Here is an 11,042-nt window from a genome sequence, read left to right as displayed (position 1 = left end):
TTTCCAACCCCGGCTTGCCGCCGCCCGGTTGGCCCGGTATCGGCGGGCCGCCATAAAGGAGACGCCCATGAACGCCGAACAGTTGCAGCCCATCATCGAACAGGCCTGGGACGATCGCGATTCGCTGTCGGCTTCAACCGGGGGTGAGGTGCGCGAGGCGGTGAACGCGGCGCTCTCCGGGCTGGACGACGGCAGCATGCGTGTGGCCGAGCGGGACGGTGACGGTTGGACGGTCAATCAGTGGCTGAAGAAAGCGGTGCTGCTGTCCTTCCGTCTTAACGACATGGAGATTATCGACGGCGGGCCGGGCGGTGCGGTCTGGTGGGACAAGGTGCCCAGCAAGTTCGCCGGCTGGACGGCGGACGATTTCAAGACGGCGGGCATCCGCGCGGTGCCCGGCAGCTTCGTGCGCCGCGGTGCCTTTATCGGCAAGGGCGCGGTTCTGATGCCGAGCTTCGTGAACCTGGGCGCGCATGTCGGCGAGGGCACGATGGTCGATACCTGGGCCTCGGTCGGCTCCTGCGCGCAGGTGGGCAAGAACTGCCACATCTCGGCGGGTGCGGGCATCGGCGGCGTGCTCGAGCCGCTACAGGCGAACCCCACGATCATCGGCGACAACTGTTTCGTCGGTGCGCGGTCCGAGGTGGTCGAAGGCGTTATCGTCGGCGAAGGTTCGGTAATCTCGATGGGCGTGTTCATCACCCAGTCGACCAAGATCGTGGTGCGTGAGACGGGCGACGTCATCCGCGGGCATATTCCGCCTTATTCGGTGGTCGTACCCGGCAGCCTGCCCGGCAAGCCGATGGCGGACGGCACGCCCGGCCCAGGCCTTGCCTGCGCGGTGATCGTCAAGACGGTGGACGCAAAGACCCGCGCATCGACCGGGATCAACGAATTGCTACGCGACTGAGGCCGCCCGGCGCCGAGACGCTCAGTCTTCGGCGGCCTCATCCAGTCCGTTCAACAGCCCCATGCGCTTGCGCACGCGGCCGGGGAAAAAGCGCGCTGCAAACATAAGCTGCCGCGCCATCTTGTTTACCGGCGTATGTACGGCATTGCCATGAACAGCGTCCCATGCCGCAGGCCCGATCATGGAAACGGGGCTGACCTCGATCCCCGCGGCTTGCAGCCGTTCCTTGCCGGTCTGATTGCTGTCTTCGCCGACCGCGGACAGAATGCCGGTATCGATGAAGCCGGGCATCAGCGAGCGAACCCGGATATTGTGCGACGCAAATTCGATGTCCCAGGCCTCGGTCAGGCCGCGCACCGCGAATTTGGTGGCGCTGTAAACGCTGAGCCCGGCCGATCCGTAGATGCCGGACGCGGACGAGGTGTTGAGGATGCAAGCGCCCGGTGATGCCTTCAGAAGATCGAACGCAGCCTGGGTGCCGTTCATCACGCCGGTGAAATTGATCGCGACCAGCTTGTCGATATCGGCCGGGTCCATCTCCTCGAACCGGCCGCCCTGCCCGATGCCGGCATTGTTGAAGAGAAGATGCATGCGCCCCTCGGTGCGCTGCGAGAAAGCCTCGATCACGCGGGTCCAAGCGTCGCGATCGGTAACGTCGAGCGGATGCGTCCAGCAATTCTCTTCGCCGATCATGGCGGCGGTTTCGGCCAGGCCCGCCTCGTTCACATCGGTCAATCCGGCAAACCAGCCGCGCTCGCAAAAATAGCGCGCTACTTCGCGCCCAATGCCCGAAGCGGCACCGGTGACGAACAGGATTTTGCGATCTCTCATGGCGGCTCACTCCTAAGGCGATGGGTTCTTTTTCCGAACCTATACGCGATTCCCCTCGATGTCGAAGCATCAACTTCGCCTTTGCTCGTTCCGGGTCATTCCCCATTGCCAGCCCGTGTGCGCATCTCCACTATGCGCCGCTATGCGCGAAGGCAGGACCACCGGTCCGTCGGTAAGGTTCGACGGCGTCACGAAAAACTATGGTGCCGTCTCGGCGGTGGACGATGTCTCGCTCACCATCGAGGCGGGCAGCTTCGTCGCGCTCGTCGGGCAATCGGGTTCCGGCAAATCGACGCTGCTGAAGACGGTGAACCGGCTCGTCGATCCCACCGACGGTCAGGTGCTGGTCGGAGAAGAACCGGTGGCGGGGCGCGAGCCCTATGCGCTGCGCCGCACGATCGGCTATGTTTTTCAGAATATCGGACTGTTCCCGCACATGACGGTGCGTGAGAATATCCTGATCGGGCAGCGGATCGAAGGCGCGCGCGGCAGCGATGTCGGCGAACTGCTCGATCTCGTGGAACTGCCGCGCGATTTTGCCGGTCGCCGCCCCGCCGCGCTTTCGGGCGGACAGGCGCAGCGCGTCGGCGTCGCCCGCGCTCTCGCCGGAGAGCCCGGCCTCATGCTGATGGACGAACCCTTCGGCGCGCTCGATCCGGTCACGCGCGACAATCTGGGCGAGGCCTATCGCGCGCTGCACGATCGGCTCGGCCTTACCACCATCATGGTGACGCACGATATGGCCGAAGCGCTGCTGCTGGCGGACCGCATCCTGGTGATGTCCGGCGGCCGCATCGTCGCTGACGCGCCGCCCGCCGCCATGCTGAATGAGCGTCAGGCCGATGAGGCGGAGGCGCTGATTGCGGTGCCGCGTGCCCAGGCCGAACGGCTGGTGGAGCTGGAACAGCGCCGGAAAAACGGGGCGGCATCATGAGCGGGCGTTGGGCCGATGCCTTTGCGCGCGTGCCGACGCTGCTGGCCGCGCATGTCGAACTGTGTCTCGCCGCATTGGTCCTTGCGATCCTGGTCAGCGTGCCGCTGTCGATCTGGGCGTCGCGCAGCGAACGGGTGGCAGGGGTGGTGCTCACCATCGCCTCGATCGTGCAGACCATTCCCACGCTGGCGCTGCTGGCGCTGTTCTATCCGCTGCTGCTCGCGCTGCGTTCGGTCACCGGAGACTGGCTGACGCCGCTCGGGTTCCTGCCGGCGTTGATGGCGCTGACCCTCTATGCGCTTCTCCCCATCATTCGCAATTCGGTGACCGGGATAACAGGCGTTGCGCCCGCCATGACGGAGGCTGCGGACGGGGTGGGCATGACGCCGTGGCAGAAGCTGCGCTGGGTGGAGGCCCCGCTTGCTGCGCCCACGATCATGGCCGGCATTCGCACCGCGGCGGTTTGGACCATCGGCATCGCGACGCTGGCGACCACGGTGGGACAGACCAGCCTGGGCGATCTTATCTTCGCAGGCTTGCAGACGCAGAATTTCACGCTGGTGCTCGCCGGGTGCATCGCCTCCGCAGGGCTCGCGCTAGTGACCGACCAGTTGCTCGGCCTAATCCAGCGCGGCATCGCGCAGCGCAGCCGATGGAAGATATGGCTCGCACTCGGCCTCATCGCCGCAGGCCTGCTCGCCGCGCTGGCGCCGCGGTTGATCCCCTCTGGCGACGATCGCCCCATCGTCACGGTCGGTGCCAAGGCGTTTACCGAGCAATATATCCTGGCCCGCGTGGTCGGCATTCAGCTCGAACGCGCCGGCTACCGCGTTGAATATAAGGAAGGGCTGGGTTCGGGCGTGGTGTTCAAGGCGCTCACCACCGGTTCGGTCGATGCCTATGTCGATTATGCCGGCACCATCTGGGCCAATGAGATGAACCGCGAAAAGCCCATCCCGCGCGATGCGATGCGTGACGCGATCGCGAAATGGGTGGCCGAAACCTACGGCATCAAGCTGGTCGGTGCGCTCGGGTTCGAGAACGCCTATGCCATCGCTGTGCGGCAGAAGGAGGCGGATGGCGGCCTGCGCACATTGGACGATCTCGCGCGCCGGTCGCCGGGGCTGAACTTCGGTGCGGACCTCGATTTTCTGGAACGGCCCGAATGGGCGCAGCTGAAGGCGGCCTATCCGATCCGCTTCGCTTCGCTGCGGTCTTATGATCCCACCTTCATGTATGCAGCGCTGGCGAGCGGGCAGGTCGATGCGATCAGCGCGTTCACCTCCGACGGGCGCATCGCGAAGGAGAATTTCGTGACGCTGGAGGACCCCAAGGGTGTCCTTCCCAATTACGATGCGATCCTGATGGTGGCGCCTGAATATGCCGATGATGCCCGTTTCATTGCGGCGTTGCAGCCGCTGATAGGCGCGATAAACGTCGACCTGATGCGCCGCGCCAATTACATGGTCGATCGCGACGAGGATAAGGCGACGCCCGAAGAAGCGGCGCGATGGCTCCTCGCACAAACCGGTATCGAGGAGTAATCTCGTGATGTTTCGCAAATGGTTCGCCGCGTTCGGGCTGGCCCTTTCACTTGCTTTCGGCCTTCCCGCCGCTGCCCAGGCGGAAGTGGTCGCCACCTTCTACAGCCAGGATTTCGGCGGCAGCTTCCCGCACGCCTTCGTGAAGCTGGACGGCACCGACCCCGCAGGCCAGACGGTGCATGATAATTTCGGCTTCACCGCCAAGTCGATCAGCCCGGCGATTTTGCTCGGGCGCGTGAAAGGGCGGCTGGATGTCGCCAAGCAGAGCTATATCGACGATAGCGACGCGCAATTTTCGGTGCGGCTGAGCGATGCGCAATATCGCGCGCTGATCATGGAGGTCCGCCGCTGGGCCGCCGCCAAGCAGCCGAGCTACGATCTGAACGATGCCAATTGCGTCCACTTCATTGCCGCCATGGCGAAATCGGCAGGACTGCGGATCAACGAGAAGACGAAGTTCTGGAAGAAGCCCAAAAGCTTCCTTCAGGAAGTGAAGCGCCTGAACCCCGGCGTGCTCCCGCCGATCGAATAGACGGAGCCCCGGCAAAGCCGTCGTCGTCACGGGACTTACAGGGCCGGATTGTTGTAAACGTGCCAGGTCAGCAGCGCTGCGGCGCCGCGGTGGGGCGACCAGTCTTCGGCGAGGGCGCGGGCCTGTTTTTCGCTGGGGCGCGCTTCCAGCCCCATAATCTTGTGCAGCCCCGCCTGCACCGCGAGGTCGCCGGCGGGCCATATGTCCAGGCGGCCTTCGGCGAAAAGCAGGTAAATTTCGGCAGACCAGCGCCCGATGCCTTTGACGCGGGTAAGATAGGCGATCGCTTCCTCGTCATCCGCCGGCAACGCATCAAGCGGAAGGTCTTCCGACAGGATCAGCTCGGCCAGCGATCGGGCATAGCCTTGTTTCTGCCGGGAGAGGCCGCAGGCGCGCAATGTATCGTTATCTTGCGCGATCAGCGCATTCGGCGGGCAGCCGGGGCCGAGCGCGGCCTCCAGCTTGTTCCAGACCGAGGCCGCGGCGGCGACGCTCACCTGCTGGCCGACGATGGTGCGCAGGAGCGTTGCATAGCCGCGCTCGCGAATGCGCGGGGTCGGATAGCCGGCCGCTTCCACCGCCGCAGCCACTTTCGGTTCGCGCGCGCCCAGCGCATCGAGCGAGGCGGCGATCTGCTGCGCGGTGAGGCCCATCGGCCTTAGCGCTGCGCCGCGGCGTAGAGCGCGATCGCGGCGGCGTTCGAGACGTTCAGGCTCTCCATCCGCTCGGAAATCGGCAGCTTCGCCAGCGTATCGCAATGCTCGCCCACATTGTGGCGCAGGCCTTCGCCCTCCGCGCCGAGGACGAGCGCGTTGCGCCCCGGCGTGAGCGCGTCCGCCAGCAGCGCGTCCGACTCGCCTGCCAGACCGATGCGCCAATATCCTGCCTCCGCCGCTTCTTCGAGCGCGCGCGACAGGTTCACGACCCGGATCCACGGCACCAGCTCCAGCGCGCCGGACGCTGCCTTGGCGACCACGCCGCTTTCGGGCGGGGCATGCCGGTCCTGCGTCACCACCGCCACCGCATCGAACGCGGCAGCCGAGCGGAAGATCGCGCCGACATTGTGCGGATCGGTCACCTGATCGAGAAAGAGGAGCGTCGCCCGCTCGCCCGCATCCAGCACATCACCCAGCAGCAGGTCTTCCAACGGCGCGACTTCGGCCACCATGCCCTGATGCGGCGCGTCTTTGGGCACATGGCGGGCGAGATCGGTCACCTCGCAAAACTGGACAGGGATGCCGTCCGGTATCTCCAGCGTCGCCGCCGCCTCGCGCGTCAGGAACAGCTTGCGCACGTCGCGATCGGGATTATCGAGCGCCGCTTCGACCGCGTGGCGGCCATAGAAATGCGGCAGGCCCCGCCGGGCTTCCTTGCGGGCGCGTCCGCGCTTGGCCATGAAATTACTCCATCGTCATTATGGGCGACTGCATGTTCTGCCCAGGGGTGCTGCCGCAATGACGTATCGCGGCCGGTTTGGGAAGCGCGCGCTTTTGCGCAGGTTCGCTGGCCGAACTGCACAAAGAGCGCGTCTATTGCCGTTGTTCCAGGAACGAACGTCCCGCAATTGCGTCCTATAAAGCGGCATTCCGGATCGGCATGTCCCGCCATGTCAACGGCGGTTTACTAAGGTGCGCGAATGCTTTCTAAACAAAAGTCAGTTCGTCCATTTCCTAGAAAAGTTTGAGGATATCCTGCATGGTGCTTCGCGGTCTGGTTGCTGACGGCGGCCTGGAGAGAAATCTCGGCTTCTGGTTGCCTCTTCTGCTGGTGGCCGCGACGGTGGCGCTGGGAGTTTGGGTTTCGCCAGGCTTCTTCTGGGCGCTCATTCTGTTCGCGCCGCTGCTGTTGGTCGCGATCTGGGATCTGGCGCAGTCCAAGCATTCGCTGCGCCGCAATTATCCGCTGTCCGCCCGTTTCCGCTGGCTGTTCGAAGATCTTCGCCCGTTCCTGCGCAGCTATATCGTGGAAGGCCCGCTGGAAGGCCGCCCGTTCGACCGCGTGTCCCGCTCGCTCGTCTACGCGCGCGCGAAAAAGCAGGAGGACGCGCATCCTTTCGGCACCGAACTGGACGTCTATTCCGAAGAATATGAGGCGCTGTGCCATTCGATCAATCCGAACCCCAATGCGCCGAAGCGCACGCGCGTGCATGTGGGAACGGACCAGTGCAGCAAGCCTTATGACGCGGCCCGGCTGAACATCAGCGCCATGAGCTTCGGCGCGCTCGGCAGCCATGCGATCGAGGCGCTGAACCTCGGCGCCAAGATCGGCGATTTCTACCATGATACGGGCGAGGGTGGTCTCTCGCCCTATCACTTGAAACATGGCGGCGACATCGTGTGGGAGCTTGGCTCGGGCTATTTCGGCGCGCGCCAGAAAGACGGCTCGTTCGATCCGGACGCCTTTCAGGACAAGGCGCAGCACGATCAGGTCAAGATGACCGAAATCAAGCTGAGCCAGGGCGCAAAGCCGGGCCATGGCGGCCTGCTGCCGGCGCCCAAGGTCACGCAGGAAATCGCCGATACGCGCCAGGTGCCGGCCCATGAGGATTGCCTTTCACCGCCGGGCCATTCGGCCTTCTCTACGCCGCGCGAAATGCTGGAGTTCGCCGCCAAGATGCGCGATCTTTCGGGCGGAAAGCCGGTCGGCATCAAGCTGTGCGTCGGTATGCCGCATGAGGTTTTTGCGATCTGCAAGGCGATGCTCGACAGCGGTATCTATCTCGATTTCATCGTGGTCGACGGCGGGGGCGGCGGAACCGGCGCTGCGCCGCTCGAGCTGTCCGATCATGTCGGCCTGCCGCTGCGCATCGGCCTTTATTACGTCAACAACGCGCTGATCGGCACCGGGCTGAAGGGCAAGATCAAGCTGGCGGCTTCGGAAAAGGTGTTCTCCGGCTCCTCCATCGCCATGAACGCCGCGCTGGGTGCCAATTGGTGCAATGCGGCGCGCGCCTTCATGTTCTCGCTGGGCTGCGTGCAATCGCTGCGCTGCCACACCGGCACCTGCCCGACAGGCGTGGCGACCAGTTCGCCCGCGCGCCAACGCGGCCTCGTCATTCCGGACAAGGCGCAGCGGGTGGCCAATTTCCAGTCAAAGACGCTCGACAGCCTGCACGACATCGTCGTCGCCTGCGGCCTGGAATCGCCGGACGAGTTCACCCCGCATCATCTGCGCCAGTGGAAGAACAATGCGGAAATGGTGCCCTGGTCGCGGATCGTGAACGAGGTGGAGGAAGGACGGCTGCTGAGCGAGCCGGACGCGACGCCCTTTGCCGAATATTGGCGGGCGGCCAATCCGGATTCGTTCAAACCCTCCTTATGCTAGCATCGGTTCTGAACACCAAGGGCAACGCCACGCCCGCGGCGAAAGCATCGCCTGAAGTGGCCAGCGCGCCCAAGGCGCTGACCGATCTGACGCATTATGTGAACCCCCATCATTTCTGGGGTGCGGTGGTGCTCGGCGTCCTGTTCCTGATTTTCGGGCTGGTTTTGAGCAGGCTGCTGCGCCGCGCGCTCAAGACGCTGATCGATCATGATCCGAACGAGCATATCGATCGGATGACGCTGAGCTTCATCTCGAATCTCGTGACGTTCATCATGTGGATCGTACTGGCGCTGCTTTTCTCCCACGCGGTGCCCGCGCTCAACAAGCTGACGACCTCCCTGCTGGCGGGCGTCAGCATCGTCTCCGTGGTGATCGGCTTTGCCGCGCAATCGACGCTCGGCAATCTCGTGTCCGGTATCAGCCTGGTGATCTACAAGCCGTTCCGGCGGGGGGACCGCCTGCAACTGACCACGCCGACGGGGCTGGAAACCGGGATCGTGGAGAATCTTTCGCTGGGTTACACGGTGCTGCGGACGTTCGACAATCGGCGCATCGTTCTGTCGAACGGGACCATCGCCAACCAGATCATGATCAACCTTTCCTCGATCGACCCCAGGGTGATGATGTCGCCCACCATCTCCATCGGCTACAATTCCGACATAGAGCAGGCGCGCGCTATCATCCTTGAGCTGGCGCAGGCGCATCAGGACGTGCTGGAGGTGGTCGGTTGCCCGGTCGTCTCGCTCGGCGCGTCTAGCGTCGATCTGTCGCTGCGCGCATGGTGCCGCGATTCCGCCATCGCCAAAGGCGTGGAGCACGACCTGCTGGAGAATGTCAAAAAGCGGTTCGATGCCGCCGGCATCGAGATTCCCTACGCCTATCAGAACCTGATCCTGAGCGGTCAGCTGAGCGTACCGGCCCCCGAAAAGGCTGCTGTGCCACCCGGCGCGGCTCCTTCAGACCAAGTGGCGGACAAGCCGGCAAGGCCTGAAGGCTAGGCCGCCGAACCCTCGGATAGCGGTTCGAGGATAGCGTCCAGCAGGCGCGGGCTATCTTCAGCCGCCTTCAGCCACGGATAGCGCTGGCCGACCGGGCAGTGGATCGCCAGCGTCTTCACCCGGCCCAGCCGCTCCACCACCAGTTCGATCGTCCCGCCGCCATCGGCGCAGCGGTCGATCGCGTCCTGCATGGCGGCATGCGAATAGGTTGTGCCGTCCACCGAAAGCACGCGCATGCCTTTGACGACGCCGGCCGCGAAGGCCGGGCCGTCCCACAGGACGTCGATAACCTTGGCATTGAGACCCATTTTCAGGCCCAGCGAATAGGAGAAATCGAAATAGGAATGATGGGACTGGTCGTCGGCAAGCCAGCCGGAGGGCCGGTCTGACCAGACCATCCGGTACCCGCCCTTTTCGATCCCCACATAGGGCGCATGAGGCGTAACCTTGTCGACGCGCTCGGCAAAGAACGCTTCCCAATCATGGTCCTGCACATCGCGCAGCGCGGTGATCAAATCGGCCCGGTCATAGGGGCGCGGGGGTAGGCGTCGGCACTGGTCATCGCCGTGCGGCGGCGCAAAGAAACGGCGCATCAGATCGTCCAGCGAGCGCGTGCCGCCCGAAGCCTGACGGATCGTCACATCCACTTCCATCCACATCAGAAGCCCTTCGGAATAATAATCTTCCGAGCGCTGCCAGCTTTGCCAGGGCTGGCTCTCCCGCGCGGTGAAGATCGGATCATTGTCCGTGTCGCCGAGCGGACGCCAGCTGCGCCCGGGCCGCTCGTCATAGGTCGCGAAGATCAGGGCAAAGGCCTGAAGCGTCAGCTCGGCGGAAATCAGGCCGCAGCGCGCGGCGAGCACATGGCCATAATATTGGGTCAGCCCCTCATAGACCCACATCAGCTCATTGGTCATACGGCTGAAGTCGGGCTGGAAATTGCCCGCCGGAACGCGGTATTTGCCGACCCAGGCGTGGACGAATTCGTGCGGCAGCAGGTCCCGTTCCGTGGTCGAGCTTGCCCAGTTGCTGAAATAGGTTGCGCGCACGCCTTCCTCGCTACAGCATTCATGCTCCAGCCCCATGCGCCCGATCTGATCGGAACAGGCCATCAGGAAATGATATTTGCCGAACGGACGACGGCCGAACAGCGCGTCCGCTTCGGCCACCAGCCGCCGGTGGCACTCCAGCTCGTCGCGCCCTTGCGGCAGCAGGTCCGCGCGATCGGCCACGATCAGCAGCTCGATATCCTGATCCAGCGTTTCGCGATGGGCATGGACTCCCGCCAGCACGGGGGAATCGATCAGCGTGCGGACATCGACGGCGCCGAAATGCAGCAGTGATGCGTCCGAGCCATTCGTCTCCTCGCGCGCCGCTTCCAGCGCGCAGGCCCATTCCCATCCTTCGGGAAGGCGCAGCACCGGCTCCACCATGATCGTGTCGATCGGCGCATCCGCCGGATAGAGCAGGCATTCTTCCCAATGAAAGCGCAGGATCTCATCGCTCACCATGATCCGCCCCTGATTGCTCTCGGTGGGCGAAAGCGACTGGAGCGCGATGTCGAGCTGTTCGGCCCCTGCGGGCAGCTCGACGATCAGGTGGAAGGGGTTATCCGGATCGCGGTGCCAGCGGCAATCCGTCCCGCCGGCCTGAAACCGCAGCCCGGCGAGCCGATCGATCGCGCCGCGCGGCGCATGGTAGGCGGGCAGCCATTTGGCCAGTGTAAGAACGATCCGATCTTTATAGCCGCGAACCGAGAGCGACTGCTCGGTCCAGAAGATGGCCCGCGCGATGTCGGTGGCATCGACGCGCAGCTGGATGGGCTGTCTGTCTGCAGATTGCTGGTTTGACACAGGCATCTTTCCGGCTGGCCGGGGCGGCTGTGCGGGCCCGGCGCGTAATATTTTGGAGGCAAGAAGAGCAGCCCCAAATTTTCACCTATTTCGGCCCTTCAGGCCCGGCAAGATTT

Annotated in this window: 10 protein-coding genes; 6 read left to right on the top strand and 4 right to left on the bottom strand. The window is 64.2% G+C overall.

What is annotated here, in order from left to right; translation table 11 throughout:
* The first annotated feature begins 67 nt into the window (after positions 1 to 67).
* Positions 68 to 910 (top strand): 2,3,4,5-tetrahydropyridine-2,6-dicarboxylate N-succinyltransferase, encoded by an 843-nt coding sequence (gene dapD / locus H7X45_RS10610; protein ID WP_187334850.1) that lies wholly within the window; start codon positions 68 to 70, stop codon positions 908 to 910.
* 21 nt (positions 911 to 931) lie between these two features.
* Here dapD and H7X45_RS10605 read toward each other — a convergent pair whose 3' ends face one another.
* The gene (locus H7X45_RS10605; protein ID WP_187334849.1) at positions 932 to 1,741 is read right to left on the bottom strand and encodes an SDR family oxidoreductase; all 810 of its coding nucleotides are present in this window, start codon (positions 1,739 to 1,741) and stop codon (positions 932 to 934) included.
* A 142-nt stretch (positions 1,742 to 1,883) separates the two neighbouring features.
* Between H7X45_RS10605 and H7X45_RS10600 the strand changes: the two genes are divergently transcribed.
* The 3 genes from H7X45_RS10600 to H7X45_RS10590 are packed head-to-tail and all read left to right on the top strand — an operon-like array spanning position 1,884 to position 4,751.
* Complete coding sequence (locus H7X45_RS10600) at positions 1,884 to 2,675, top strand: ATP-binding cassette domain-containing protein (RefSeq protein WP_187334848.1); 792 nt, start codon at positions 1,884 to 1,886, stop codon at positions 2,673 to 2,675.
* Positions 2,672 to 4,219, top strand: a complete 1,548-nt coding sequence (locus H7X45_RS10595; RefSeq protein ID WP_187334847.1) for an ABC transporter permease/substrate-binding protein — start codon at positions 2,672 to 2,674, stop codon at positions 4,217 to 4,219. Before H7X45_RS10600 ends, H7X45_RS10595 begins: the two co-directional genes overlap by 4 nt.
* A 7-nt stretch (positions 4,220 to 4,226) precedes the next feature.
* A complete protein-coding gene (locus H7X45_RS10590) occupies positions 4,227 to 4,751 on the top strand; it encodes a hypothetical protein (protein WP_232343498.1) in 525 nt (174 codons plus the stop codon).
* 35 nt (positions 4,752 to 4,786) lie between these two features.
* On the opposite strand, the gene H7X45_RS10585 is transcribed toward H7X45_RS10590, so the two are convergent.
* Positions 4,787 to 5,404, bottom strand: coding sequence for a DNA-3-methyladenine glycosylase family protein (locus tag H7X45_RS10585; protein ID WP_187334846.1), 618 nt, complete (start codon positions 5,402 to 5,404; stop codon positions 4,787 to 4,789).
* A 5-nt stretch (positions 5,405 to 5,409) separates the two neighbouring features.
* Positions 5,410 to 6,147, bottom strand: coding sequence for a 23S rRNA (guanosine(2251)-2'-O)-methyltransferase RlmB (rlmB, locus tag H7X45_RS10580; protein ID WP_187334845.1), 738 nt, complete (start codon positions 6,145 to 6,147; stop codon positions 5,410 to 5,412).
* 299 nt (positions 6,148 to 6,446) lie between these two features.
* Here rlmB and H7X45_RS10575 point away from each other — a divergent pair, with 299 nt between their 5' ends.
* Both H7X45_RS10575 and H7X45_RS10570 read left to right on the top strand, forming a co-directional pair.
* Positions 6,447 to 8,075, top strand: coding sequence for an FMN-binding glutamate synthase family protein (locus H7X45_RS10575; RefSeq protein WP_187334844.1), 1,629 nt, complete (start codon positions 6,447 to 6,449; stop codon positions 8,073 to 8,075).
* Positions 8,069 to 9,073 carry a mechanosensitive ion channel family protein gene (locus tag H7X45_RS10570; protein WP_187334843.1) on the top strand — a complete coding sequence of 335 codons (1,005 nt, stop codon included), beginning with the start codon at positions 8,069 to 8,071 and terminating at the stop codon, positions 9,071 to 9,073. Before H7X45_RS10575 ends, H7X45_RS10570 begins: the two co-directional genes overlap by 7 nt.
* On the opposite strand, the gene H7X45_RS10565 is transcribed toward H7X45_RS10570, so the two are convergent.
* Complete coding sequence (locus H7X45_RS10565) at positions 9,070 to 10,926, bottom strand: M61 family metallopeptidase (RefSeq protein WP_187334842.1); 1,857 nt, start codon at positions 10,924 to 10,926, stop codon at positions 9,070 to 9,072. The two genes, H7X45_RS10570 and H7X45_RS10565, sit on opposite strands and share 4 nt — an antisense overlap.
* Between the last annotated feature and the right edge of the window lie 116 nt (positions 10,927 to 11,042).

The sequence above is a fragment of the Novosphingopyxis iocasae genome (assembly GCF_014334095.1).
In the GTDB taxonomy this organism is placed as follows: Bacteria; Pseudomonadota; Alphaproteobacteria; order Sphingomonadales; family Sphingomonadaceae; genus Novosphingopyxis; species Novosphingopyxis iocasae.
The sequence above is the reverse complement of the archived record's forward strand: the minus strand, read 5'-3'. Positions and strand labels throughout refer to the sequence as shown.

Coding starts and splice junctions, on each gene's coding strand:
- dapD (WP_187334850.1), top strand. CDS start 68: ATGAACGCCGAACAGTTGCAGCCCATCATCGAACAGGCCTGGGACGAT.
- H7X45_RS10605 (WP_187334849.1), bottom strand. CDS start 1,741: ATGAGAGATCGCAAAATCCTGTTCGTCACCGGTGCCGCTTCGGGCATT.
- H7X45_RS10600 (WP_187334848.1), top strand. CDS start 1,884: ATGCGCGAAGGCAGGACCACCGGTCCGTCGGTAAGGTTCGACGGCGTC.
- H7X45_RS10595 (WP_187334847.1), top strand. CDS start 2,672: ATGAGCGGGCGTTGGGCCGATGCCTTTGCGCGCGTGCCGACGCTGCTG.
- H7X45_RS10590 (WP_232343498.1), top strand. CDS start 4,227: ATGTTTCGCAAATGGTTCGCCGCGTTCGGGCTGGCCCTTTCACTTGCT.
- H7X45_RS10585 (WP_187334846.1), bottom strand. CDS start 5,404: ATGGGCCTCACCGCGCAGCAGATCGCCGCCTCGCTCGATGCGCTGGGC.
- rlmB (WP_187334845.1), bottom strand. CDS start 6,147: ATGGCCAAGCGCGGACGCGCCCGCAAGGAAGCCCGGCGGGGCCTGCCG.
- H7X45_RS10575 (WP_187334844.1), top strand. CDS start 6,447: ATGGTGCTTCGCGGTCTGGTTGCTGACGGCGGCCTGGAGAGAAATCTC.
- H7X45_RS10570 (WP_187334843.1), top strand. CDS start 8,069: ATGCTAGCATCGGTTCTGAACACCAAGGGCAACGCCACGCCCGCGGCG.